This is a genomic window from Pseudonocardia sp. TRM90224 (genome assembly GCF_021245725.1).
In the GTDB taxonomy this organism is placed as follows: domain Bacteria; phylum Actinomycetota; class Actinomycetes; order Mycobacteriales; family Pseudonocardiaceae; genus Pseudonocardia.
Genome location: NZ_JAJGSX010000021.1, coordinates 99,689 through 124,100 on the forward strand (window position 1 = coordinate 99,689; position 24,412 = coordinate 124,100).

At 73.1% G+C, this 24,412-nt stretch carries 24 protein-coding genes; 13 read left to right on the plus strand and 11 right to left on the minus strand.

Annotated elements, in window-relative coordinates:
• Nucleotides 1-41 precede the first annotated feature (41 nt).
• Complete coding sequence (locus LL648_RS26305) at nt 42-437, plus strand: SCO5389 family protein (RefSeq protein WP_232665408.1); 396 nt, start codon at nt 42-44, stop codon at nt 435-437.
• Between the two features lie 66 nt (nt 438-503).
• Here LL648_RS26305 and LL648_RS26310 read toward each other — a convergent pair whose 3' ends face one another.
• From LL648_RS26310 to LL648_RS26320, 3 genes are all read right to left on the minus strand, one after another.
• A complete protein-coding gene (locus LL648_RS26310; RefSeq protein ID WP_232665409.1) occupies nt 504-1,256 on the minus strand; it encodes a PadR family transcriptional regulator in 753 nt (250 codons plus the stop codon).
• A gap of 90 nt (nt 1,257-1,346) precedes the next feature.
• Nucleotides 1,347-2,669, minus strand: coding sequence for an FAD-dependent oxidoreductase (locus LL648_RS26315; protein ID WP_232665410.1), 1,323 nt, complete (start codon nt 2,667-2,669; stop codon nt 1,347-1,349).
• The gene (locus LL648_RS26320) at nt 2,666-3,232 is read right to left on the minus strand and encodes a TetR/AcrR family transcriptional regulator (RefSeq protein ID WP_232665411.1); all 567 of its coding nucleotides are present in this window, start codon (nt 3,230-3,232) and stop codon (nt 2,666-2,668) included. Before LL648_RS26320 ends, LL648_RS26315 begins: the two co-directional genes overlap by 4 nt.
• A gap of 172 nt (nt 3,233-3,404) precedes the next feature.
• Here LL648_RS26320 and nthA point away from each other — a divergent pair, with 172 nt between their 5' ends.
• Genes nthA through LL648_RS26335 form a run of 3 tightly spaced genes read left to right on the plus strand, consistent with a single transcriptional unit; the run spans nt 3,405 to nt 4,871 of the window.
• Nucleotides 3,405-3,968, plus strand: coding sequence for a nitrile hydratase subunit alpha (gene nthA / locus LL648_RS26325; protein WP_232665454.1), 564 nt, complete (start codon nt 3,405-3,407; stop codon nt 3,966-3,968).
• The gene (nthB, locus tag LL648_RS26330) at nt 3,965-4,648 is read left to right on the plus strand and encodes a nitrile hydratase subunit beta (RefSeq protein WP_232665412.1); all 684 of its coding nucleotides are present in this window, start codon (nt 3,965-3,967) and stop codon (nt 4,646-4,648) included. The genes nthA and nthB overlap by 4 nt, the downstream gene beginning before the upstream one ends.
• Before the next feature lie 49 nt (nt 4,649-4,697).
• Nucleotides 4,698-4,871 carry a hypothetical protein gene (locus LL648_RS26335; RefSeq protein WP_232665413.1) on the plus strand — a complete coding sequence of 58 codons (174 nt, stop codon included), beginning with the start codon at nt 4,698-4,700 and terminating at the stop codon, nt 4,869-4,871.
• Nucleotides 4,872-4,884: 13 nt separating this feature from the next.
• On the opposite strand, the gene LL648_RS26340 is transcribed toward LL648_RS26335, so the two are convergent.
• Nucleotides 4,885-5,385 carry a hypothetical protein gene (locus tag LL648_RS26340; RefSeq protein ID WP_232665414.1) on the minus strand — a complete coding sequence of 167 codons (501 nt, stop codon included), beginning with the start codon at nt 5,383-5,385 and terminating at the stop codon, nt 4,885-4,887.
• 144 nt (nt 5,386-5,529) lie between these two features.
• Here LL648_RS26340 and LL648_RS26345 point away from each other — a divergent pair, with 144 nt between their 5' ends.
• The 3 genes from LL648_RS26345 (at nt 5,530) to LL648_RS26355 (ending at nt 7,354) form a co-directional block, all read left to right on the plus strand.
• Nucleotides 5,530-5,898 carry a YkvA family protein gene (locus tag LL648_RS26345; protein ID WP_232665415.1) on the plus strand — a complete coding sequence of 123 codons (369 nt, stop codon included), beginning with the start codon at nt 5,530-5,532 and terminating at the stop codon, nt 5,896-5,898.
• 54 nt (nt 5,899-5,952) lie between these two features.
• Nucleotides 5,953-6,333 carry a tautomerase family protein gene (locus LL648_RS26350; RefSeq protein WP_232665416.1) on the plus strand — a complete coding sequence of 127 codons (381 nt, stop codon included), beginning with the start codon at nt 5,953-5,955 and terminating at the stop codon, nt 6,331-6,333.
• An 82-nt stretch (nt 6,334-6,415) separates the two neighbouring features.
• Nucleotides 6,416-7,354 carry an NADP-dependent oxidoreductase gene (locus LL648_RS26355; RefSeq protein ID WP_232665455.1) on the plus strand — a complete coding sequence of 313 codons (939 nt, stop codon included), beginning with the start codon at nt 6,416-6,418 and terminating at the stop codon, nt 7,352-7,354.
• A 1-nt stretch (nt 7,355) separates the two neighbouring features.
• On the opposite strand, the gene LL648_RS26360 is transcribed toward LL648_RS26355, so the two are convergent.
• Both LL648_RS26360 and LL648_RS26365 read right to left on the minus strand, forming a co-directional pair.
• Nucleotides 7,356-8,903, minus strand: a complete 1,548-nt coding sequence (locus tag LL648_RS26360; RefSeq protein ID WP_232665417.1) for a glycerol-3-phosphate dehydrogenase/oxidase — start codon at nt 8,901-8,903, stop codon at nt 7,356-7,358.
• The gene (locus tag LL648_RS26365; RefSeq protein WP_232665418.1) at nt 8,900-9,523 is read right to left on the minus strand and encodes a TetR/AcrR family transcriptional regulator; all 624 of its coding nucleotides are present in this window, start codon (nt 9,521-9,523) and stop codon (nt 8,900-8,902) included. The genes LL648_RS26360 and LL648_RS26365 overlap by 4 nt, the downstream gene beginning before the upstream one ends.
• Nucleotides 9,524-9,578: 55 nt before the next feature.
• On the opposite strand from LL648_RS26365, the gene LL648_RS26370 reads away from it, so the two are divergent.
• From LL648_RS26370 to LL648_RS26380, 3 genes are read left to right on the plus strand one after another with little or no spacing between them, the layout of a single operon-like run.
• Nucleotides 9,579-11,192 (plus strand): FAD-binding oxidoreductase, encoded by a 1,614-nt coding sequence (locus LL648_RS26370; protein ID WP_232665419.1) that lies wholly within the window; start codon nt 9,579-9,581, stop codon nt 11,190-11,192.
• Between the two features lies 1 nt (nt 11,193).
• Entirely contained in the window at nt 11,194-12,108 is a 915-nt protein-coding gene (locus LL648_RS26375) for a diacylglycerol/lipid kinase family protein (protein ID WP_232665420.1), read from the plus strand.
• 23 nt (nt 12,109-12,131) lie between these two features.
• Entirely contained in the window at nt 12,132-12,764 is a 633-nt protein-coding gene (locus LL648_RS26380; protein WP_232665421.1) for a LysE family translocator, read from the plus strand.
• A gap of 90 nt (nt 12,765-12,854) precedes the next feature.
• Here LL648_RS26380 and LL648_RS26385 read toward each other — a convergent pair whose 3' ends face one another.
• On the minus strand, nt 12,855-14,180 hold the full coding sequence (locus LL648_RS26385; RefSeq protein ID WP_232665422.1) for a sensor histidine kinase: 1,326 nt from the start codon (nt 14,178-14,180) through the stop codon (nt 12,855-12,857).
• A complete protein-coding gene (locus LL648_RS26390; RefSeq protein ID WP_232665423.1) occupies nt 14,180-14,848 on the minus strand; it encodes a response regulator transcription factor in 669 nt (222 codons plus the stop codon). Before LL648_RS26390 ends, LL648_RS26385 begins: the two co-directional genes overlap by 1 nt.
• Before the next feature lie 120 nt (nt 14,849-14,968).
• Here LL648_RS26390 and LL648_RS26395 point away from each other — a divergent pair, with 120 nt between their 5' ends.
• Complete coding sequence (locus tag LL648_RS26395; protein WP_232665424.1) at nt 14,969-15,448, plus strand: hypothetical protein; 480 nt, start codon at nt 14,969-14,971, stop codon at nt 15,446-15,448.
• An 86-nt stretch (nt 15,449-15,534) separates the two neighbouring features.
• On the opposite strand, the gene LL648_RS26400 is transcribed toward LL648_RS26395, so the two are convergent.
• On the minus strand, nt 15,535-16,740 hold the full coding sequence (locus LL648_RS26400) for a hypothetical protein (protein WP_232665425.1): 1,206 nt from the start codon (nt 16,738-16,740) through the stop codon (nt 15,535-15,537).
• 160 nt (nt 16,741-16,900) lie between these two features.
• Here LL648_RS26400 and LL648_RS26405 point away from each other — a divergent pair, with 160 nt between their 5' ends.
• On the plus strand, nt 16,901-20,338 hold the full coding sequence (locus tag LL648_RS26405; protein WP_232665426.1) for an indolepyruvate ferredoxin oxidoreductase family protein: 3,438 nt from the start codon (nt 16,901-16,903) through the stop codon (nt 20,336-20,338).
• A 4-nt stretch (nt 20,339-20,342) separates the two neighbouring features.
• On the opposite strand, the gene LL648_RS26410 is transcribed toward LL648_RS26405, so the two are convergent.
• Nucleotides 20,343-21,422 carry a MerR family transcriptional regulator gene (locus tag LL648_RS26410; protein WP_232665427.1) on the minus strand — a complete coding sequence of 360 codons (1,080 nt, stop codon included), beginning with the start codon at nt 21,420-21,422 and terminating at the stop codon, nt 20,343-20,345.
• A gap of 521 nt (nt 21,423-21,943) precedes the next feature.
• Here LL648_RS26410 and LL648_RS45375 point away from each other — a divergent pair.
• A complete protein-coding gene (locus LL648_RS45375) occupies nt 21,944-22,963 on the plus strand; it encodes a M23 family metallopeptidase (RefSeq protein WP_232665428.1) in 1,020 nt (339 codons plus the stop codon).
• A gap of 15 nt (nt 22,964-22,978) precedes the next feature.
• Here the strand turns inward: LL648_RS45375 and sthA are convergent, their stop codons facing one another.
• Nucleotides 22,979-24,388 (minus strand): Si-specific NAD(P)(+) transhydrogenase, encoded by a 1,410-nt coding sequence (sthA, locus tag LL648_RS26420; RefSeq protein ID WP_232665456.1) that lies wholly within the window; start codon nt 24,386-24,388, stop codon nt 22,979-22,981.
• Nucleotides 24,389-24,412 lie beyond the last annotated feature (24 nt).

The following is a 24,412-nucleotide window of genomic DNA, read 5'->3' on the forward strand; positions in this document are numbered from 1 at the left end:
TCCGGACCGTCCAGGTATCTCATCCAACTCGGGAGGAAACCGTGTCGCTCGATGTCCCCACCCACGTGCTCGATGCCGCTGAGCGCGGCGAGCTCGACGATGCGCAGTTCGTCGCCGTCGTGCGCGAGTCGCTGCCCTACGCGTGGGAGGTGATCTCCTCCGCGGCTGCCGACCAGGTCGCCCGTCCGGACGCACCGTTCGGCGAGCACGAGGTGCCGCCGCCGTCGGAGCAGGCCCGCGGGCAGCTGCTGCGCGCCCTGGCCAGCAACGCGATCCGCGGTGCGCTCGAGCGCCACTTCGGCGTCGTGCTGGCGTTCCAGAACTGCCACCGCGTCGCCGCGTTCGCGCCGTCGCAGGTCGGCTCGCCGATGTACCGCGAGTTCATCAGCGTGCGGGGGCAGGTGCTCAACCAGAGCCCCGAGCTGCGCGACTGCTGATCCTGCGCATGCAGAACAGGCCCCCGGTGCACGCGCCGGGGGCCTGTTCCACGTGGTGGCGGTCGGCTACTCCGCGAGCAGCCGGTAGATCGTCTTGCGGGCCTCGGCGAGCGCTGCCGACGCCGCGGTGACCTGCTCCGGCGTGCCTGCGCCCATGACCTGCTGCGCGGCCGCGTTCAGCTGGCCCAGCTGCTCCCACAGCTCCGTCGACTCGTCATCGGCGGCACCGCGGCCGACCGACTCCCATACCGCGTCGAGCTCGGCGCGGTGCTCCTCGACGTACGCCGTGCCGCTCTCGGTGAGCTGCACGACCCGGCGGCCTTCGGCCTTCTCGATCCGGACCAGGCCCTCGTCCTCCAGCTGCGAGAGCGTGGGGTAGACGGAGCCGGGGCTGGGGCGCCAGGCGCCACCGGTGCGGTCCGCGATCTCCTGGATGATCTCGTAGCCGTGCCGCGGCTGCTCCGCGACCAGCGCGAGCACCGCGATGCGGATGTCGCCGCGTGCGGTGCGCCGGCCACGGCCGCGGCCGCGAGGGCCGGGGAAGCCGTGGCGTCCCGGACCGAAGCCCGGGCCGAACCCGGGGCCGAAGCCGCCGGGGCCGGGACCGAACGGCGGTCCGCCGCGGCGGCCCCGCCTTCCCGGTCCGCGCCGGAGGCGGTCCCGGAGATCTTCGGGATGCGGTCCGTCGTCGGCGTCCCCGGTGCCTGGGCCACGGCCGTGCGGGACGTCCATGCCGGCCGCCATGGCGGCGAAGGGTGCGCGCATCCGGCGCGACCAGCCGCTCATCGGGTGCTCCCAGGGGGTGTTGATGGCGTTCATGAGTGTTCTCCTCAGTCTCTGAGCCCTCCGTGCTCCGATAGCACTGAGCAGCTCGTGTGCCATCACGATATATCGCTAACTGTCGTTCGACTACGTGAGCTGCGTCACAGGCGTCTGACGACGCTCCCAGCTCAACGGCTTGGTCGGTGCCGCCCACTCGCCGAAGCTGCGCCGCCGCAACGGCGGCACCGCCTGGCACAAGCGGAAGAAGGCCCGCGCCGCGGCCGTGCCGATCGCGTTCCCGCCGATGAGCTGCTTGCGGCCCGCGAGAGCCTCCGCGACCGCGGCGTACCCGTGTTCGCGCATCCCTTCCTCGTAGGTGGCGACGGCGTCGAGCAGTGGGCGCCGGCCGTCCTGCGCCGCACCGAGCTGCTGGGTGAGCAGCACCGCGTCGCGCATGGCCGCGTTGCCGCCGAGCCCGCCGATCGGCGGCATGGTGTGCGCGGCGTCGCCGAGGAGCGTCACGTTGGTCGGGGTCCACGGCGGCAGTGCCGGCGACGCCGTGAACCGCCGCGCGCTGCGCGCCGCGGGTTCGGACTCCGCCAGCAGCCGGCGCAGTGCCGGGTGCCAGTGCGAGATCAGGACGTCGACCGCGACCCGAATGGCGTCGGAGTCGAGCGAGGTCACGTCGTCGGGCAGCGCGGCCGGGTCGGCGAGCAGCGCGCACAGCACGTACGGGCGGTCGCTCACGTCCGGTGCCGTCCCGACCGCCGCCTCCAGCTCCGCCAGTGCTCCGGCCGGTGGGACGTACGCGGAGGCGAACAGGCCGACCGGGCCGTTCGCCACGATTGCGTTCATGCCCGTGCGCAGGCGGGGCGGTATGTGGTCGGTGTCCCCGTCCATGAACACCTTGTGCGCGATCCCGACGACCTCCGCGTCGACCGGCGTGGCCTGCGGGAGGTACTGCTTGCGCACGCGGGAGGACGCGCCGTCGGCACCGACGAGCAGGTCGCCGACGGTGCGGTGGCCGTCGGCGAAGATCGCGGCGACCCGGCCGTCGTCGGTGTGCTCGTAGCGGACGAACTCCGCGCCGAACCGCACTTCGTCGAGACCGGCGAGCAGGAGACGGCGCAGCGTGGCGCGGTCGACGGCGTAGTGGTCCTCACCGGGGCCCGCGGCCCGGCCCGGATACATGATCGACTCCTCGATCACGACGAGCTCGGCGAGCTGCTCGGTCAGGAACCCGAAGTCGCCACCGCGCCCGGACGTCGCGACGAACGTGTCGAACAGGTCCGGGGGCAGCGCGGTCTGCAGCGACCGTGCGCCCGCCGGGTTGATGTGGATGCGGTAGCCCTCCCAGCGCGCGCCCGGCGCGCTGTCGCGCTCGTGGACCTCGACTTCGACGCCCGTGCCGCGCAGCCCCTGCGCGAGCGTCAGACCGCCGATGCCGCCGCCGATCACGATCACCTTCATGTTGTTTCCCCCTTGTTCTCGCTGCTGGTTTCACTGCTGCTGTTGCTGTCGCTGCCGAGCAGTAGGTCTTCGAGCCGGTCGAAGACCGCTTGCGCGTGCTGGGGCGCGAACCGCGCCCCCTTGACCACCGCGATCACCAGCTCCGCGTCCGCCGCCGGATCGGTGACGTGCGGCAAGAGCAGTTCGATCAGCGCCTCCCGCCAGCCCTCCTCGATCCGGCGCATCAGCCCGGCGACCGCCGGGTCGCGCTGCGCGCGCAGGTCGAGCTCGGCCGTCACCGTGAAGAGCTGCGCGTCCTCGACCATCAGCTGCCGCAAGTTGCGCAGGTGGTCGCGCAACCCGCTGCCCGGCGGTGAGGTGCCGAAGAACCGGCTCGTCGTGTATGCGGCGACGGCCTCGACCAGCTCCTGCTTCGTTGCGATGTGGTGGTGCAACGTCGAGTGGTCGATCCCGACATCACCCGCCACCTGTCGCAGTCGCAAACCCTCGAAGCCGACCTCGGCCACCCGTGCGTACGCGGCCGCGACCAGTTGGTCGCGGCGAACCCTGTCTCCACCAACCACTTGGTTGAGGCTACACACCTCCCCACCGTTTTGTGCACTTGCGCGCTTTCTGAGCGCGCAAGTGCACAAAACAGTGGGGAACTTCGGGGCCGGGACGGCCTACGGTGGGCGGGTGGCAGCGGGCGACACGGGGCAGGCGGCCGGGCAGGTGGCCGGGCACGGCGACAACACGATGGCGCTCAGGGTCGAGGCGCTGGAGTCGCTGCTCGTCGAGAAGGGCTACGTCGACCCCGCCGCGCTCGACACGATCATCACGACCTACGAGCGCGACGTCGGGCCGCGCAACGGGGCGCACGTCGTCGCGCTGTCGTGGGTCGACCCGGAGTACCGGCAACGGCTGCTCACCGACGCCACCGCCGCGATCGCCGAGCTCGGCTACGGCGGCCGGCAGGGCGAGCACATGGTCGCGCTGGAGAACACCCCCGACGAGCACCACCTCGTCGTCTGCACGCTCTGCTCGTGCTACCCGTGGCCGGTGCTGGGGCTGCCGCCCACCTGGTACAAGTCGGCGCCCTACCGGTCGCGCGCGGTGCTCGACCCGCGTGGTGTGCTCGCCGACTTCGGCGTGACGCTCCCGGAGGGCACCCGCATCACGGTGCACGACTCGACGGCGGAGGTCCGCTACCTCGTCGTGCCGATGCGCCCGCCGGGCACGGACGGGTGGGACGTCGAGGCGCTCGCCGCGCTCGTCACCCGCGACTCCATGATCGGCACCGGCGTGTTGGCGGCGCCGTGAACGGCGCTGCGGACCTCGGCGGGATGATGGGTTTCGGGCCGGTCGTGCCCGAACCGGAGGACGAGCGGTTCCACGCCGACTGGGAACGCAGGGCACTCGCGCTCACCCTCGCCGCGGCCCGCCCCGGTCGCTGGAACATCGACCAGAGCCGCCATGCACGAGAGACCCTGCACCCCGCCGTCTACCTGACGTCGAGCTACTACGCGATCTGGGTGCAAGGGCTCGAGCGGCTGCTCGTGTCATCGGGGCTGGTCAGCGCCGAGGAGATCGCGCAGCGGCGCGCGCTCGGCCCCGGCGAGCCCGCCCGGGTGCTGACTGCGGCGGAGGTTCCTGCCGTGCTGGCCACGGGGACGCGCGCCGACCGGCCCGAACACCGGCCGGCCGCGTTCGCGGTCGGCGAGCCCGTCCGCACGGTGGTGCGCAACCCCACCGGGCACACCCGCCTGCCCCGGTACGCCCGCGGGAAGGCCGGGGTCGTCGAGCGGGTCCACGGCGTGCACGTCCTGCCCGACGCACACGCGCACGGGCTCGGTGAACAGCCGGAATGGCTCTACACGGTGCGGTTCGACGGGCGGGAGCTCTGGGGCGCCGACGCCGCTGCCGACCTCACCGTCACGATCGACGCGTGGGAGAGCTACCTCGAACCGGGAACCCGGGAGGGTTCCCCTTCGTCAGCATGATGTCGGGCTCCGTGGGCTCCGAAGGTGGATCAGCGAAGGTGAGGCAGCTGTGAAGATAGTGAAGATCCTCGGCATCGCGCTGGCCGTGTGGATCGCGCTCTCGTTGCTGGGTGCTGTGTTCAAGTTCCTGGTGTGGGCTCTCGTGATCGGCGGTGTGCTCTTCGTCGGCGCCGCCGCGTACACGGCGATCCGCAACCGTTCCCAGCGGTCCATCGGCCGCTGACCCCGGGTTCGGCTCAGCGGGTCGGCCGGGCGCCGATCCCGCAGTTGGCCGTGACGTAGCCGGAGACCCGCTGGCGCGCCACGCTCATCTCCGGTGCGGTGACCTTCGCCCGCAGGTCGACGTTGCTTTGCAGCGCGCGGGCGTCGCCGCCCGCCGCGACGATCGCGTCGAGCTGCAGGTTCTGGATGTCGATGAGGCGCTGCACGTCGCCGCGCAGCTCCTCGGGCGAAGTGATGGTCATCTCGCTCCCGGTGCGGCGCAGCTCGTCGACCAGGTCGTCGAGACGTTGGGGTGCCGGACCACCGTTGACGAACGCGATCATCGGTTCGAGCGTGTCCGAGTTGGCCGCTGCGGCCGCGCAGAACGGGGTCGGCGGCGGCTGGTTGCGCTGCTGCCCGGCCGGGCGGTCGGTGTCGGCGACGGAGCCGCCGCAGGCGGCGACCAGCACGCCGGCGCCCAGCACCGCAACGACAAGAGGTGCAGGGCGTCCGGTCCTGCGCGACACACGCCCCATCCAGCTTCTCCCCGAGACGATCAACTGCAAGCACGAACAGTAGCGCCGCGGCTCCGGAGTGCCGCACCGTGACCCCCACACTGTGACCCCCACACTGTGCACTTCCGGACGGAACGTGGATGTGTGGTCGCTCGTTGAGCGTGCATGCCGAGCATCGGACCCCGCCGCATGGCGGCGCTGCACGCCCTCTGGCGAGCCCTCTCGCAGGGCAGCCGCCCGGGCGCACCGGGTTTCGGCGAGCGCCTGCGCGCCTTGCCGCGGTTGCTCCGCGGCGCGGTGAGCGGCGCCTACCCGCAGCTCGGCTGGGGCCGGCTCACGATGTTCCTGCTGGCCATCGCCTACATCGTGTCGCCGGTCGACTTCGTGCCGGAGCTGTTCATCCCGCTGCTCGGGCTCGGCGACGACGCCGCAGTCGCCTTGTGGCTCGGCGGTGCGTTCCTCGTCGAGACCGAACGCTTCATCGAGTGGGAACGCCAGCAGCCCACAGTCATCGAGGGCGACCGCAAACGGTGAGTCGGCGCCGGATCGTGATGATCGGTGTGCCGGGCCGGCTCTACCGTGTGAATCATGCCGGTCCTCGAAGTGCACCTCGTCGAGGGGAAACACGCTTCTGCGCACCTTGCTGAGCTGCTCGAGACGATGAGCGCCCGCTGCGCCGAGGTCCTGGACACCCCCATCGACCGCGTCCGCGCGTACGTCACCGCGCATGCGCCGGATCGGTGGGCGGCGGGTGGTGTCGCCGGGGCGGAGGCTCCCTATTTCACCGCCACGCTGCTCGAAGGCCGCAGCGGTGAGCTGCGCAGACGCCTGCTCGGGGCGCTCACCGACGTCCTCGTCGACGTGGTCGGGGCCGACCGCAGGCTCGTCCGGGGCCGGATCGTCCAGGTCGATCCGGACGACTGGGCGATCGGCGGCGTCTCCGCGAGCATCGTGCGCGGCCGCCGGTAGCTTCACCGCACCCGTCCCCCCGTCGGACGAATCCCGTCCCGCGTTCCCGGCGCCGCGATGGTAGGCATCGCACGTGGGAACGATGCGCGTGGTCACGCAGCTCTCGACAGGTGGACCGGAGGTGCTGGAGATCGGCGAGGCCGAGATCCCGGAGCCGCTGCCTACGGAGATCAGGGTGAGGGTCGCTGCTGCCGGGGTGAACCCGGTCGACTGGAAGACCCGCGCCGGCGCGGGGATGGCCGCGGTGCTCGGCCCGCCGCCGTTCACGCTCGGGTGGGACGTCGCCGGGACGGTCGACGCGGTCGGGACGGGTGTCACCCGGTTCGCCGTGGGCGACTCGGTGTTCGGGATGCCCTGGTTCCCCAGGCAGGCCGGCGCTTACGCCGAGTTCGTGACGGCGCCGTCGCGGCACTTTGCGCACCGGCCCGCGCGGCTCTCCGAGCAGGCCGCGGCGGCGCTCCCGCTGGCCGGGCTGACGGCGTGGCAGTGCCTGGTCGACATCGCCGACGTGCAGCCCGGGCAGCGGGTGCTCGTGCACGCCGCCGCGGGCGGAGTCGGGCACCTCGCCGTGCAGATCGCCAAGGCACGCGGCGCCTACGTGATCGGCACGGCTTCGGGTGCGAAGCACAACCTGCTGCACGACCTGGGCATCGACGAGGCCGTCGACTACCGCACCGAACCGTTCGAGAAGGCCGTCGACCCCGTCGACGTGGTGTTCGACCTGATCGGCGGGGAGGTCGCGCAGCGCTCGCTCGACGTGTTGCACCCCGACGGTCGGCTCATCTGCCTGCCATCCGCGGCGTCGTCCGCGGCGATGGCGGCGGCCGCCGACCGCGGTCTGCGCGCCACCGGCATGCTCGTCGAGCCCGACGGCGACGGGCTCGAGGACCTCGCGCGGCTCGTCGACGAGCGACGGCTGCGGGTGCTGGTCTCGGAGACGTTCCCGCTCGAACGGGCCGCCGTCGCGCATCGGGCGGGGGAGATGGGCCGCACCACCGGCAAGTTGGTGCTCACCATCTGATTCACCCGGTAGCGAAGGCGAGCGCCGCCCGTGCCGCCGGGAGCGCTCGTTCCCGCGCGGCCGGGTCGAGGCCGATGCGGGTGCGCCGGTCGAGCAGATCGGCGTCGTCGAGAGCGCCCTCGTGCCGCACGGCGAACAGTAGCTCGGCCATGGTCGTCGGGACGCCGTGCGCGATCGGCTCCAGCAGGGCCGGATCGCCGCCGGCCTCGGCCACCACCGCCATTGCCTCTGCGCCGTAGAGGCGCACCAGACGGGCCGGGGCCAGATCTACTGCTGGATCCGCTGATCCGCTCGCGCCGACCAGCGGCAGGCGTGCAGTCCGGCACGGGCCGGCCACGATCCGGCTGTGCCGCAACGCCGCGTCGAGGGCGTCCTGCGCCATCCGCCGGTAGGTCGTGAGCTTGCCCCCGACGACGGTGACGAGCCCGTCGGCGCCGGTCGCGACGACGTGCTTGCGTGAGACGTCGGCCGAGGCTCCGCCGCCCGCGTCGAGCAGCGGGCGCAGACCGGAGTACGTGCCCAGCAGGTCGGCGCGGGTGAGCGGGGCGCGCAGGACGGAGTTGATCGTCGAGAGCAAGAAGTCGATCTCCGCGTCGGACGCCGTCGGCACGTCGGGCGCCGGGCCCGGCGCGTCCTCGTCGGTGATGCCGACGTAGACCCGGCCGTCCAGCGCCGGCAGGGCGAACACGAACCGGCCGACGCGGCCGGGCACGGGCACGGTCAGCCCGGCTTGCAGGCCCGGTCCGTCGCCTGCGAACGCCGCCTGCGGCAGCACGAGGTGGGTGCCGCGGCTCGGCCGCAGCCGGATGCCTTCGGCGAGCCCGCCCGCCCACACCCCGGCCGCGTTGATCACCATCCGGGCCGCGACGGGCAGCTCCGCCCCGGTCAGCCCGTCCCTGATGACCGCGCCGTGGCCGGTGACCTGCGTGGCCTCGCAGCGGGTGAGCACGATCGCGCCGTGCGACGCCGCGGTGCGGGCCAGCCCCACGACGAGCCGCGCGTCGTCGACGAGCTGGCCGTCCCAGAACAGCAGGCCACCGCGCAGCCCTTCGGTGCGCACGGTCGGGGCGTAGTGCCGCATTTCTGTGCCCGAGACCCTGCGTGAGCGCGGCAGCATGTGGCCGGGGGTGCGGGCGGCGATGCGCAAGACGTCACCGGCGAGCTGCCCGGCCCGCACGACGCCCGCCATCGACGCGTTTGTCGCCGGGAGCAGCGGCAGCAGCTGAGGCAGCGCCCTGACCAGGTGCGGGGCGGTGTGCCGCAGGAGGATGCCGCGCTCGACGGCGCTCTCGTGCGCGATCCCGACATGGCCGCCCGCGAGGTAGCGCAGCCCGCCGTGCACCAGCTTCGAGCTCCACCGGCTCGTCCCGAACGCGAGGTCGTGCTTCTCGGCGAGCACGACCGTCAACCCGCGGGTGGCGGCGTCGAGCGCCACCCCGGCACCGGTCACCCCGCCGCCGATCACGAGCAGGTCGACCGGCTCGCGCCGATCGGCCAGCGCGTCGAGCTCCGCCGAGCGCCGTGGGGCGTTGAGCGAGGTGCCGATCACGGCGCGAGATACCGGTCGAGCGCCGAGCGAAGCTCCTGGTCGAGCTCGTCGATCGCAGGGCCCGTGGTGCTGGGCGGGTCGAGCAACACGGGCGCGCTGAGCACGAACGACGTCGCGATCAGCAGCACCGTCCTGGCCTGCAGCCCGACGTCGCCGGCCCGGATCGACCCGTCGGTGGCCCCGGCGGTGATCGCCGCCTCCAGCACACCGAGCTGCTGCGTGGTGCTGGTGCCGCGCCGGTGCAGCAGGTAGGGGAGCAGGAACTCGGGGTCGAGCTCGACGATCGTGCGGAGGATCGCGTGGTTGCGCAGCGCGCGGACCATCGTGACCGCGCCCGAGACGAGCCGTGCGCGAGCCGACCCGACGTCCGCGGGCGGGAAGGCCGTTGCGCCGAGCGCGGCCCATTCGCGCGTGATGAGCGTCCCGATCACCTCGCGCACGCCGCCCCACCGCCGGTACAGGGTGGCCCGCGAGACACCGGCCTGCCGGGCGATGTCGGCCATCGTCATCCGGCGCATCCCGATCGAGAGGAGCAGCGTGTACGCGGCATCGAGGATGGTCTCCTCGGGGATCGCGTTGGCAGCTCTCAGCTCGCCAACATTGCGACGCTGCGACAGCATGTGGTTAAGTGTATCAGCTTTGTGACCTGTAGGAACAGATCGAGCGAGGCGGCCGATGAGCGAAGCCGACATCCCGGTGGTGAATTTCCACCCGTACCGCTGGGGCGACCCGACCCGCCCCGCCGAGCTCCCGGCCGCCGCGGTGAAGGCGCTCGCGCTGCTGGGTGCGGAGGCGCCGGCGAACGGTCCGATCGAGCCACAGGACGTCCCGCTCGCGCCACCGGTGCTGGACGGCGCCGCGGTGAGGGCGCTCACGGAGCTCGTCGGCGCCGAGCACGTCGACACCGATGCAGCTACGCGCATCGCGCACACGCGCGGTTGGTCCACCCCCGACCTGCTCCGCCTGCGCGCCGGCGACACCACCGACGCGCCCGACGCCGTTGTACTGCCCGGCTCGCACGACGAGGTCGTCGCCGTGCTGGCGGAGTGCGCGCGGCGCCGCATCGCGGTCGTGCCGTACTCCGGCGGGACGTCCGTCGTCGGCGGGTTGGCACCGCAGCGCGACGGCTTCACCGGGGTCATCGCACTGGACCTCCGCCGGCTCGACGCACTGGTGGCTCTCGACGACGTCAGCCGGACCGCCACGCTGCAGGCCGGCGTGCGCGGGCCCCACGCGGAGCGGCTTCTGCACGCGCGCGGCTACACGCTCGGGCACTTCCCGCAGTCGTTCGAGGGCGCGAGCATCGGCGGCTACGCCGCGGCCCGCTCGGCCGGGCAGGCGAGCGCGGGCTACGGCCGGTTCGACGAGATGGTGGTCGGGCTCGTGCTCGCCACCCCGCGCGGGACGGTCGAGCTCGGCACCGCGCCCCGCTCGGCGGCCGGGCCCGACCTGCGTCAGCTGGTGCTCGGCTCGGAGGGCGCGTTCGGTGTGATCACGGCCGTCACCGTGCGCGTGCGGCCCGCTCCCGACGTCACGATCTACGAGGGCTGGCGCTTCGCCACCTTCGCCGAGGGCGCCGACGCGCTGCGCTGTCTCGTGCAGGGCGGGCCGCTCCCGAGCGTCCTGCGCCTCTCCGACGAGGCCGAGACGGCCGTCAACCTCTCCGACCCGACCGGCGTGATCGGCGCCGGGCCCGGTGGTTGCCTCGCCATCGTCGGGTTCGAGGGCACCCCGGCCGTCGTCGAGGCCCGCCGGACCGGCGCGGCTGCGCGGCTCACCGAGCTCGGCGGCACGCCGCTGGGCACCGGGCCGGGCGACGCGTGGCGGGCCGGCCGCTTCCGCGCGCCCTACCTGCGCGACCCGCTGCTCGACGCGGGTGTGCTCGTCGAGACGTTGGAGACGGCGACGTTCTGGTCGAACCTGCACTCGCTGCGCACCGCGGTGACGGCCGCGCTCACCGAGTCGCTGACCGAGCCGGGCCGGCACCCGCTCGTGCTCTGCCACATCTCCCACGTCTACGAGACGGGCGCGTCGCTCTACTTCACGGTGGTCTGCGCGCAGTCCGACGACCCGCTGGCGAAGTGGGCACGCGCGAAGGCGGCCGCGAACACCGCCATCCGGGAGGTCGGCGCGACGATCAGCCACCACCACGGCGTCGGCACCGACCACCGCGATGCCTACGCCGAGGAGGTCGGGCCGCTGGCCGTCGAGGTGCTGCAAGCGGTCAAGCGCGTGCTCGACCCCGACGGCGTCCTCAACCCCGGCGTGCTCGTCCCGGCCGACCGCTGACATGCGCGAGTTCACCGCGCTGGTCAACCCGATCTCCGGCGGCGGCCGGGCCGCAGCGGCGTGGGAGCCGGTGGCGGCAGGGCTGCGCGACCGCGGCGCGACGGTCCGCACCGAGCCCACCCGCGGCCGCGTCCACGCCTTGGAGCTGGCGGAGGTCGCCGCCGGGCGCGGCGACGTGGTTGTAGCGGTCGGCGGCGACGGGCTGGTCCGCGACGTCGCGGGTGGTGTGGTCGCCGCGGGCTCGGGCGCGATGGCGATCGTGCCCGCGGGGCGGGGCAACGACCTCGCCCACACGCTCGGTGTCCCCACCGGGCCCGCCGCGCTGGTCACGATGCTGCTCGACGGCCCGGAGCGCGCGATCGACGTGCTGGACGTCAACGGGGTGATCGCGCCCGGCAACGTCTACGTCGGGGTCGACTCGATGGCGACCCAGATCATCAACAACAACCGCCGGATGCCGGCGCTGCTGCTCTACCGCCTCGCCGGGGTGATCGCGGTGACCCGCTGGCGCCCGTCGACCTACACGATCGACGTCGACGGCGTCACCAGGACGCTGCAGGCGCGCAGCGTGGTCGTGGCGAACTCCGGCCGCTACGGGCACGGCCTGCGGATCGTCCCGCCCGCCGTGGTCGACGACGGGCACCTCGACGTGCTCGTCATCGGTGAGGGGCCCCGTTCCGCGGTGGTCCGGTTCATCGCGGAGGCACGGACGGGCGCCCACGTGCGGCGGCCGGAGGTGGAGCTGGCGGTCGGGCGGTCGGTGACGATCGACGTCGACCGGCCGCTCCCGCTGTGCGCCGACGGTGACGAGGTCGGGCTACTGCCCGCGGTCGTCCACCTGCGCGAAGCGGCCCTGCCCATCGTCGTGCCGGCTGTCGTGCCGGCTGCCGGGCCCGAAACCGGTTCCCGCCCGTAGCGGCGACGGCTACCGTCGCCGGCATGTGGCTGGCCGTGTTCTTCGGTGCGTCCGTGGTCATCGCGCTGACACCGGGAGCGAACAACCTGCTCGGCATGCACCACGGTGTGCGGCACGGCGCGCGGCGGGCCGTCCTCGCGCTGTCCGGCCGCCTGGGCGCGTTCGCCATCATGATCGTCGCGGTGGTGGCGGGGCTCGGGCCGCTGCTCGCCGCGTCGGAGATCGCCCTCACCGTGATCAAGTGGGTGGGTGTGGCGTACCTGGTGTGGATCGCGGTGCGCCTGCTCATCGCCACGTTCCGGGGGAACGCCGCCGACGGCGCGGCGGAGCCGGTGGCCGAGCCCGTCGCGATCACCGGCGGGCAGCTGGTGCGCAAGGAGTTCCTCGTCGCGATCAGCAACCCGAAGGCCCTGCTGATCTTCACGGCGTTCGTGCCGCAGTTCGCCGACCCCGCCCGCGGGTCCGTCACGGTGCAGCTGGCGGTGCTCGGCGCGCTCTACCTGCTCGCGGAGGCGATCGCCGGCACCGCGTACGTCGTTATCGGCGCCGTCGTCCGGGCGGCGAAACTCACCGCTCGTGCCCGCCGGCGGATGGACCGCGGCACCGGCGTCGTCCTGCTCGGCATGGCCGGAGCGCTCGCGGCCAGCAAGACGTAGCTCACTACGACCGCGTGCCGGGGGACGTCAGGAAAGCCACTTTCATGCAACGTGGTGTCAGGAAAGTGGCTTTCCTGACCCTCCCGCACGTCACTCCGGCGACGCGGGTAGCGCTCGTGGCGCAGGCTCGCCTGGGACGACGGCCGCGTGGAGCGGGATCCGGGCGCGCAGGTGCCCACCGGGCGGCCCGGAGACGACCGCGAGCGTGCCCTTGTGCCGGGTGGTGATGTCGCGGGCGATGGCGAGCCCCAGCCCGGTGCCGCCCTGGTCGCGATCCCGGGCCTCGTCGAGCCGGGTGAACCTGCCGAACACGGCTTCGCGCTGGTCGACGGGGATGCCGGGGCCGTCGTCGCCGACGTCGAGCACGGCATCGGGACCGCTCGGCCGGAGCCGGACGACGACCCGACCGGCGGCGTGGCGCACCGCGTTGTCGACGAGGTTCGTCACCAGCCTGCGCAGCTCGTCGGCGGACCCGGCGACCACCACACCGGGAGCGATCTGCAGGTCCACCGCGACCTCGCCGCGGTCGCGGGAGCGCACCGCCTCCTCCGCGGCGATCTGGCCGAGGTCCACCTCGTCGCGCGGCGGTGGTTCCTGCGCGTCGAGCCTGGCCAGCAGCAGCAGGTCGCTGGCGAGTTGCTGAATGCGCTCGACATCGGTGAGGGCCTCCACCGTGAGCGGCTGCTGCGGTGCGATCTCGAGCCGGGTGCGCAGCACCGCGAGCGGGCTGCGCAGCTCGTGCGCGGCATCGGCGACGAACCGCTGGTGCTGCTCGACGGCCTGCTCCAGCCGGTCGAGCGTGTGGTTGGTCGTGGTCGCGAGCTGCGCCACCTCGTCGCCGGCGCGCGGCACCGGAACCCTGCGGTGCAGGTCGGTCGCGGTGATCTCGGCGAGCTCCTTGCGGATCGCCGTGACGGGCGCGAGCGCGCGGCCCACCGCGAACCACGTCATCCCCGCGACCAGCAGCAGCAACGCCGGTATGCCCGGTACGAGCAGGCTCACCAGCGTGTCCCGCGCGGTCAGCACCCCGTCGAGCGACTGCCTGGCCTCGACGATCAGCTGCGCGCCGTCGACCGTCGCCGTCCGCGCCGCGACCAGGTACCGCTCCGGCGGCGCCCACACCTCCGCGGGGACCGTCTGCTGGACCGGCGTCGCGTCCATCACCCGCCCCCGGACCTGCACGTCCGGGTTGAAGATCACTCCGGCGGACGGCGTCGCGACCACACCCGGCTCGGTGGACAGCTCGCTGACCACGGCGTCGGCACGGGCGAACGCGGCGTCGGCCGCATTGTCCTGCAGGGTCCGGCTGAGCACCCCGACCAGCACGTACGAGGCGACACCGAGCGCCAGCGCCACCACGGCGGTCGCGCTGAGCGTCGCCCGCAACCGGACCGACATCTTCGGCGCGAACCGCATCAGGCCTCCAACCGGTACCCGGCGCCGCGCACCGTCACGAGCGACCGCCGGTCGAACGGGGCATCGATCTTGCGACGCAACGCGCTGATGTAGACCTCGACGATGTTGGGGTCGCCGTCGAACGCGAAGTCCCACGCCTGCGCGAGCAGCTCCGCCTTCGACACCACCTCACCGGGGCGGCGGGCCAGTCCGTGCAGCACGGCGAACTCCTTCGGCGTGAGCGGGATGTCGGTCTCGCCGCGCCGGCAGCGCAGGCCGGCCGGGTCGACGGTGAGGTCGCCGACCACCAGCGACACCGGCCGGGCCGGGCCACCGCGGCGGACGAGCGCGCGCAGCCGGGCCAGCAGCACCACGTAGGAGAAGGGCTTGGAGAGGTAGTCGTCGGCGCCGGTGTCCAGCGCCTCCGCCTCGTCGTGCACGCCGTCCTTCGCGGTCAGCATGAGGATCGGCGTCCAGACGTCGGCGGCGCGCAACCGGGCGCACACGGTGTAGCCGTTCATGCGAGGCAGCATCACGTCGAGCACGATCACGTCGTAGGCGTTCTCGGTCGCCATCCACAGCCCGTCGGGGCCGTCGTGGGCGACGTCCACCGCGAACCCCTCGCCGGACAGACCGTTCCTGAGCAGGTCGGTCAGCCGCTTCTCGTCCTCGACCAGTAGCACGCGCACGACGATCAGTGTGCCGCCGCAACCTATGGCGAACCTGAAGACGCGTTCGGCGATCTTCAGTGTGGGTTCAGGGCGCCTGCGCGAATCTCCTCCGGCAATGTCCGCGAAAGGAGCTGTTCCATGAGAATCAGAAGCTTGTGCGCCGCGCTGCTCGGTGCGGCCGCGCTCACCGTAGGGGTGTCGGGGGCGGCGTTCGCGTCGACCGGCGACCCCGGCGACGACCACGGCGATCGAGGCGACCGGGGTACCCACGAGACCCGCATCTTCACGTGCGACGGGCGCGCCGGCGAGGTCCGTGAGCTGTCGGACGACGAGGCCGCGCGCATCCGCGAGGAGGGCGGCCCCGACGGCCGGGTGCTGATCATCGAGCGCGCCGACGCCATCGAGGCGTCGGAGGCCGGCGGCGACGTCAGGTTCGTGCCGCGGGCGGAGGCCGTTCCGGCCGAACCCGGCTGGGAGCTGGCCGAACCGGAGGGCACCGTGCACGTCGCCCCGCGGCAGGGCGTCGACGGCGTGCCACCGGTCGGCGCCATCACCTGCGCGCTCCCCGACGGTGTCATCGACACCCTGCCAGCCATTCCCGCCGTCCCGGCCAGGTAGTCCGGGCGAGCGGGGCCGCGAGGGGCCGTGCCGCCACGGGGAGGACCATGGTCAGGTCCAGGCGGCGCGGCCCCGACCACGCCCGCTCAGCGGGCGGTCGCCTTCCGCACCTCCGCGACGACGTCCTTCGCGCGCTCCCGCACCCCGCGCAGCTCGGTGAGGTAGAGCCAGTAGTCGGGGTGCACGCCGGTGAGGCGTTCCTGCGCGTTCGCCAACCGCACCGACTGGGCGTCGAGGACGGCGCCGAACTCCTTGACCAGCCCGCGGTCGACGACCAGCCGCTGCGCGTCACGCAGCACGAAGCGCGTGTCCGTGGCCTGCTTCGACGGGTCGGTCCGCACTGCGCGCAGCTCGGCGAGCCGTTCGGTGACGGCGTCGTGCCTGTCCTCGGCCTTCCGCAGCTGCGCGCGGGCCGCACCGATCGAATCGGCGGCGTCGTCCCACTCGCCGTGCTCGGCGTGCCGCGTCGCGGCGGAGATCGCGGCGTCGGCGGCCGCGATCGCGTCATGTGCGATCTGCTCCGACCCGACGAGATCGCGGGAGCAGGGCTCGGAGAACTCCCTGCGCAGCGCCGACATCGCCGGTTCGATCCGCTCGGTCTTCGTGATCGCCGCCGAACGGCGCGTGGCCACGCTGGTCAGCGACGCCCGCGCCGTCGCGGCCGTGCGGGGGGCTTCCGCGGCCAGCGTCGCGGCCGACCGGGCGAGGTCCAGCGTCCGTTTTGCGAGATCGCGCCGCTGCCGCAGCCCCGAGCCGGCCGCCTCCAGCTGCAGCGCCACCTCTTCGGCCTGCGCCAGCTGGTCGACGGCCCGGCGCGACCGGATGCCCGACGCGTCCGCGTCCTGCACCGCCTTGCGCGCGTCGACGAGCGCGACCCTGGCCTCCTGCACGGTCTGCGGCAACGCGGTGAGCGCCGCCGTCGCCTCGTCCAAGGTGCGCGAATGCGACGTGCGGAAGCGTCGGATCGCCTCCCGCGCCGCCTCGATGTCGCGCAGGGCGCGCTCGTCGGCGGCGCGTGCGCCCGCAACCCGGCCGGTGCCGTCGAGCGGGAACTCCTGCGTCGCCGCGAGGTACGCCTCCGTCGCGCGGTCGCAGGCCGCCGACACCTGTTCCCACGCGGCGCGGATCGAGCGGATCGCGGTCGTGCCGTCGAGCTCCTCGGCGGCGCGGACGGCGTCGGCGGCGGCGCGCTGCTCGTCGTCGAGTGCGAGGAAGCCTTGCGTAGCGGCGATCCGAGCGGCCTGCGTGCGCTCGTCGGGGGCGTCGTCGTGGCGATCCGATCTCCGGAACAACGTGCCTCCCGTCCACCGCCCGATGAGAAGAACCGTACCCGCCGCAACGCCGTCCGCGCTCCTTCTGAGCCGCCGTCGTACCCGTGTGGAAGATCGCAAGTGGAGCGGGTCGCCGTCGCGTCGTGCAGAGTGTTCCCGAGGCCGGTTACCGGAGGTGGCGATGACGCTGCAGGACACTCCCGTCGGGTTCGCGCTCGCGGACCGCTATCGGGCCGGAGCCGGCCCGGTGCTGCTCACCGGGGTGCAGGCGATCGCCCGGATGCTCGTCGAGCAGCACGCCGCCGACGCGGCCGCCGGGCTGCGGACGGCGTCGTTCGTCTCCGGCTACCAGGGCAGCCCGCTCGGCGGGCTCGACCAGACCCTCGCCAAGGCCGCCGAGCTGCGCGAGAACGCCGGGCTCGTGCTGCGCCCCGGCGTGAACGAGGAGCTGGCGGCGACCGCGGTCTGGGGGAGCCAGCTGGAGGTGCCCGGCCACGACTGGACGGTCGACGGCGCCATCGGTGTCTGGTACGGCAAAGGCCCTGGTGTCGACCGCGCCGGCGACCCGATGCGCCACGGCAACATGTGCGGCGCCCATCCGAAGGGTGGGGTGCTCGTGCTGGCCGGCGACGACCCCAGCTGCAAGTCCTCGACCATTCCCTGCATCAGCGAGCGGACGCTGGCCGGCTACGGCCTCCCCGTGCTGTTCCCGGGCACGGCCGACGAGATCGTGCGACTGGGCCGCTACGGGGTGGAGCTCTCGCGCGCGTCGGGGATGTGGGTCGGCATGAAGATCGTCGCCGACGTCGCGGACGGCATCTACACCGTCGGCGGTGCCGAGCCGGTGCAGATCACCGTGCCCGAGCTGGAGTGGGAGGGCCGGCCGTGGCAGCGCCAGCAGATCCCGATGCTGATCCCGCCGGCGTCGCTGGAGGCCGAGGCGCAGCTGTACGGCCCGCGCTGGGCGATGGTGCGCGCGTTCCTCGCCGCCAACCCGATCAACACCGTCGAGGTCGACACCCCCGACGCATGGCTCGGCGTCGTGGCCGGCGGCAAGTCCTTCACCGACGTCCGTCAGGCGCTGGCCGACCTCGGGCTCGACGACGAGGGCTGCCGCCGCGCGGGGATCCGGCTGATGCGGCTCGGCATGATCCATCCGCTCGACCGCGAGCAGCTGCGCGGGTTCGCGGCCGGCCTCTCGACGGTGCTCGTCGTGGAGGAGAAGAGCCCGTTCGTCGAGTCGGCCGTGCGGGACGCGCTGTACGGGATGCCGGCCGCGCCCGCTGTGATCGGCTCCGCCGACGCCGCAGGTGCGCCGCTGGTGCCGATCGCGGGCGAGATCACCGCGACGGCGCTGGCCGGGCCGCTGCGCCGCGTGCTGGCCGAGCGCGTGCAGCTCCCGCCGGTCTGCCGCGAACCGCCCGCGCTCGAGCTGCTCCCGGTGGGCCGCACCCCGTACTTCTGCTCCGGGTGCCCGCACAACCGCTCGACGGTCGTGCCGGAAGGGTCGGTCGGGGCGGGCGGCATCGGCTGCCACGCGATGGTCGCGCTCACCGACCGCGCGTCGAGCGAGGTCTCGTCGATCACGCAGATGGGCGGCGAGGGCGCGCAGTGGATCGGGCAGGCGCCGTTCACCACCGCAGGCCACCTCTTCCAGAACATCGGCGACGGGACGTTCGCGCACTCCGGGCAGCTGGCCGTGCAGGCGTGTGTCGCGGCCGGCGTGACGATCACCTACAAGCTGCTCTACAACCGGGCCGTCGCGATGACGGGCGGGCAGGACGCGGAGGCCGGCCTCGAGGTGCCCGCGCTGGCGGCGAAGCTCGTCGCGGAGGGCGTCTCGAAGATCATCGTGTGCGCCGACGAACCGGCGCGGTACCGCGCGCTGCCGGCGCTTCCGCCCGGCGTCGAGCTGTGGCACCGCGACCGGCTCGACGATGCGCAGCGCACGCTCGCCGCTACTGCGGGGGTCACCGTCCTCGTTTACGACCAGCGCTGCGCCGCCGAGTCGCGGCGGCTGCGCAAGCGTGGCGAGCTGGCCGTCCGGCCCACCCGCGTCGTGATCAACGAGGCGGTGTGCGAGGGCTGCGGCGACTGCGGGGTGAAGAGCAACTGCCTGTCCGTGCAGCCGGTGGACACCGAGTTCGGCCGCAAGACCCGCATCGACCAGACCTCCTGCAACACCGACTACTCGTGCCTCGACGGCGACTGCCCCTCGTTCGTCACGGTGGAGCTGCCGGCAGGTGGCGCGCCGCGGCCGGCGCGGACCCGGGTCGAGCCCCCTGACGTGCCCGACGTCCCGCGACTCGCGGTGCAGGGCACGGCCGACGTCTTCATGGCCGGCATCGGCGGTACCGGCATCGTCACGGTCAACCAGGTGCTGGGCTCGGCCGCCGTCAGCGACGGTCTCACCGTGCACGGCGTCGACCAGACCGGGCTCTCGCAGAAGGCCGGGCCGGTGACGTCGCACCTGCGGGTCGCTGCCTCGCCCGACCGCATCGGGCCCGCCAACCGCGTCGCCGGCGGCGTCGCGTGCTACCTCGCCTTCGACGTGCTCGTCGGCGCCGACACCCGCCACCTCGGCAACGCCTCGCCGGAGGCGACGGTGGCGGTCGTGTCGACCAGCGCAGTCCCGACGGGAGCGATGGTCCGCGACGCCGAGGTGGCCGCCCCGGACCGGGATGCGCTCGTGCGCCGGATCACCGGCGCGGCCCGGTCCGTGATCGTGCTCGACGCGCAGTCGGCCGCCGTCGCGCTCTTCGGCGACGCCATGCCGGCGAACTTCCTGCTGGTCGGAGCCGCGTACCAGGCGGGCGCGCTGCCCGTCTCGGCCGCCGCGATCGAGGCGGCGATCGAGCTGAACGGTGTTGCCGTCGCCGTCAACGTCGCGGCATTCCGGTGGGGGCGGGTCGCCGTGGCCGACCCGGGGTCGTTCGCCGCGGCCACCCGACCGCCGCACCGCACGCCGTCCGAGGCGCCGGTGCCGGTCGACCTCGGTGAGCTCGCCGGCGAGACCCGCCGCCTCGTGCGGATCCGGGCCGCGCGGCTGGTCGACTACCAGTCGGCAGCCACAGCACGGGCCTACGTCGCCGACGTGCTCACCGCCTGGCGCGCCGAACGGCAGGTCGGGGACAGCACTCAGTTCAGCGAGGCCGTAGCACGAGGGCTGCACCGGTTCGTCGCCTACAAGGACGAGTACGAGGTGGCCCGCCTGCTCACCGAACCCGCGTTCGAGGCGACGTTGGCGGAGCAGGTGCCCGGCGGCACCGGCATGCGCTACCGGTTGCACCCTCCGGTGCTCAAGGCGCTGGGGCGGCAGAAGAAGATCGCGCTGGGGCCGTGGATGCGTCCCGTCCTGCGCCTGCTCGCGCGTGGGAAGCGGCTGCGCGGCACCCCGCTCGACCCGTTCGCCCGCACCGCGGTGCGACGGATGGAACGTGCGCTGCGCGACGAGTACCGCACGATGGTGCTGCGGCTCGCCGACGGGCTGACCACCGCGAACCACCCGACGGCGGTCGCCGCGGCGCAGGCCGCCGAGCTGGTCCGCGGCTACGAGGACGTGAAGATCGCGAACGTCGGGCGCTACCGCGCGCGGCTGGTCGAACTGGGCGTGAGCTGACCAACTACCAGGCCGGCTCGACCACGTCGGCGACGACGCACGACACGTTGTCCGGTCCGCCGGCGCCGATCGCGGCCGCGACCAGCTCGCGCGTTGCATCCTCCGGTGACGCGGCGGCCGAGAGCAGCTCGCGGATCTCGGTGTCGGGCACGACCGCGGAGAGGCCGTCGGAGCACAGCACGTACCGGTCGCCCGGCCGCGCATCGTGGAGGTGCAGGTCGGGCGTCGCGTTCTCGGGATCGCCCGCGAGCGCCTTGACCAGGAGCGATCGTTGGGGATGCGACTCCGCCTCCGCGGCGCTGAGGCGGCCGTCGTCGACCATCGACTGCACGAGCGTGTGGTCGTGGGTGATCTGCAGCAGCTCGCCGTCGCGCAGCAGGTAGGCGCGGGAGTCGCCGATGTGCACGAGCGCGAGCTGAGTGCCGGACCACAGCATGGCGGTGAGCGTCGTACCGACCCCCGCCCTGCTTTCGGCGATCCCGCGGATCGCCTCGTTGGCCTGCAGCGCGGCGTCCTCCAGCAGGTTGAGCAGGTCCGCGGCGACGGGCGTCGACTCCAGCGCGCCGATCGCGTCGACGGCGGCCGTGCTCGCCGCGGCGCCGTCGGTGCCGAACCCGTCGGCGACCGCGAGCACGTGTGAACCGGCGAGGACGGCGTCCTGGTTGGTCGGGCGCACCCGGCCGGCGTCGGTCAGCGCGGCGTAGCGGATCGCCCAGCGGTGAGCGGCGGGCGCGATGTCCGGAGCCGGATCACCTCGTCGCGACAAGTGGTCGACGAGGAAGGTCACGAGGTCCCTCCTGGCCGCGGTGTCCTCCTCGACCTCGGCCCAGAACGCGCGGATCTCGGCCGCGGCCGACGCGGGGTCGCGGTCGCAGACCTCGCGGACGGTCGCCAGCGGCATGCCGATGCGCCGCAGCCACAGCACCAGCCGCGCCCGTTCCAGCTGCTCGGGCTGGTAGTAGCGGTAGCCCGTAGTGGGGTCGACCTGCGCGGGGCGCAGCAGCCCCAGCTCGTCGTAGAGCCGCAACGCCTTCGGTGACAGCCGGGACAGCCGCGCGAACTCCCCGATCGTCAACAGATCCACGACGGTCCTCCTCGTGCTGGCCCGGCAAGGGTGAACCTTGCCCCAACGGGAAGGTCAACACGGCCTGCAGTGTGACGCCGGCCACTGACGGCTCTTGACGTCGACCTCGCCGGCTGATCTCGATCTTCGGCGGTGGCCGTCCGGCGCAGATCCGACCCGGATTCGTCCTCGAACAGGTGCTCGGCATCCCCCGTTCGCCGGTACCGCAACCGACGAACGACCACGCAGAGCGACAAGAACCCCGCCGCGGCGGGGGAGAGGTGGCGACGCTGCGGTGAACGGACGGTGCTTTTTCGGCGTGTCTGCGACGACACGCCGAAAGCGTCCGTTCGTCGCTCCAGCCGGCCCGGCGGCCTCAGTTCTGGCCTCGCTTGGTTAAAAGACGCACGAGAGCGGTTAGCGTTGCCGGCGGATCGATAACGACCCGGTTACAGCCCGGACACGGATCACGCCCCAGGTGATCTGCCCCGAACCCCCGACGGGGACGTCCGGCCGGGTCGCTGGATCCGGAAGGATAGGTCGTGGCACGGCACCGCTCCCCCTCGGGCCGGCGCGCACACCTCGGACCCCCGCTGTCCGCCATGATGGCGGCAGCGGGGGTCGGTGGCGGTGGCGTCCGCTCGATCCCGATGCACAAGCTGCCCAGCTCGCCGTTCCCCGCGCTCAAGGCGCTGGCAGGTTCGACGACGGCGTCCTCGATGCCCGCGCGGTTCGTCGCGATGGCGATCGCCGGCGGCGCGGTCGCCGCAGCAGGTCAGCACGCCCTCGCGGAGGCGCTCCCCGCCGCCACCGACGGCGCCAACCAGCTCCGGCTCGGCGTCCAGCAGCTGCTCGGCGGCGGATCGGCAGCGCAGGGCGCCGCCGCGCTCACCGATGAGGCCGCCGTCCCGGTCGCCCCCGTCTCCTCGGTCACGCAGCCGCTCGACCTGTCCTTGGGCGCCGGCCCCGCCGTCGCCCCGGTCGACCTCGAACCGGTCGTCGCCGACGCCGCCGAGCTGGTGAAGGCCGCCGACCTGCAGAAGGCCGCAGCCGAAGTCGCCGCGCAGGCCGCCGCGCAGGCCGCGAAGGTGCAGGCGGAAGCGGCCGCGGCGGCCGCCTCGCAGGCAGCTGAGCAGGCCAAGGCCGCCGCCCGCCCGGGCATCGCCGCCGGCGGTGCGATCCAGATGCTCGTCGGCCGGGTCACCTCCGGCTTCGGCCTCCGCGCCGGCGCGGCCCACCAGGGCCTCGACATCGCAGCGCCGATCGGCACCCCGATCAAGGTCCCGCTGGCCGGCACCGTGATCGACTCCGGCCCCGCGAGCGGGTTCGGGTTGTGGGTCCGCGTGCAGCACTCCGACGGCACGATCACGATCTACGGCCACATCAACAAGTCGCTCGTCCGCAAGGGCCAGAAGGTGCAGGCCGGCCAGGTCATCGCCGAGGTCGGCAACCGCGGCCAGTCCACCGGCCCGCACCTGCACATCGAGGTCGTCACCCCGGGCGGGAAGAAGATCAACCCGAGGACCTGGCTGGATCAGAAGGGCATCGGCTACCTGAAGTGAGCCGGCCGTCGGCGCTCAGTCGCCGCTGAAGACCGACAGCGCCCGCATCTTGTTGGTGACGTCGAGCGCAGCGACCTTGTACGCCTCCGAGAGCGTGGGGTAGTTCAGCACCGTGTCGACGAGGTAGTCGACCGTGCCGCCGCACCCCATGATCGCCTGCCCGATGTGCACGAGGTCGGTGGCGTTCGTCCCGAAGACGTGCACGCCCAGCAGCGTGCGGTCGTCGGTCGAGACGAGCAGCTTCAGCATCCCGTAGGAGTCGCCGACGATCGCGCCGCGCGCGAGCTCGCGGTAGCGGGACATGCCGACCTCGTACGGCACGGCGGACGACGTCAGCTCCGCCTCCGTCTTCCCGCAGTAGGAGATCTCGGGCACCGTGTAGATCCCGATCGGCTGCAGTTCCTGCAGCTCACGGGCCGGTTCGTCGAAGGCGTGGTAGGCGGCGAGCCGGCCCTGGTCCATGCTCGTGGCCGCGAGCGCCGGGAACCCGATCACGTCGCCGACCGCGTAGATGTGGGGCACCTCGGTGCGGTAGTGGCCGTCGACGGTGATCCGGCCGCGCTTGTCGGCGCTCAACCCGGCCTTCTCCAGGTCGAGCTCCGCGGTGACGCCCTGCCGGCCCGCGGAGTACATCACCATGTCGGCCGCGATCCGCTTGCCGCTGGCGAGGCTGGTGACCGTGCCCTTCTGGGCGACCTGGACCTTCTCGACCTCCTCCCCGAACCGGAACGTCACGGCCTGGTCACGGAGGTGGAACTTGAGCGACTCGACGACCTCCGGGTCGCAGAACTCGAGCATCTGCGGGCGCTTCTCGACGACCGTGACGCGACAGCCGAGCGCCGCGAACATGGACGCGTACTCGATGCCGATCACCCCGGCGCCCACGACGACGAGCGAACCGGGCACCCGCTGCAACCGCAGCACGGTGTCCGAGTCGATGATCTTGTCGTCGTCGAACTCCACCTCGGTGGGTCGGGCGGGCCGTGTCCCGGTGGCGATGACGATCTTCTCGGCGGTCACGGTGCTGTGGTCACCCCGAGCCTCGCCCTGCACGGTGACGGTGTGCGGGTCGTCGAACCGGGCGGTGCCGCCGAGGATGTCGACGTGGTTGCGCAGCAGCTGGTTGCGGATCACCTCGACCTCACGCCCGACGACGTGGGTCGTGCGGGCCAGCAGGTCGGCGATGGTGATCTCGGACTTGACCCGGTAGCTGGCGCCGTACATGTCCCGCTGCGCGAAACCGGTGAGGTAGAGAACGGCTTCGCGCAGCGTCTTCGACGGGATCGTGCCGGTGTTGACGCAGACGCCGCCCATCATGTTGCGCCGCTCCGCGACCGCCACCCGCTTGCCCAGCTTGGCGGCAGCGATCGCAGCCTTCTGGCCACCCGGCCCGGAGCCGATCACCAGCAGGTCGTAGTCGTACATCAGCGGCGGCCTTCCCGTCGACGT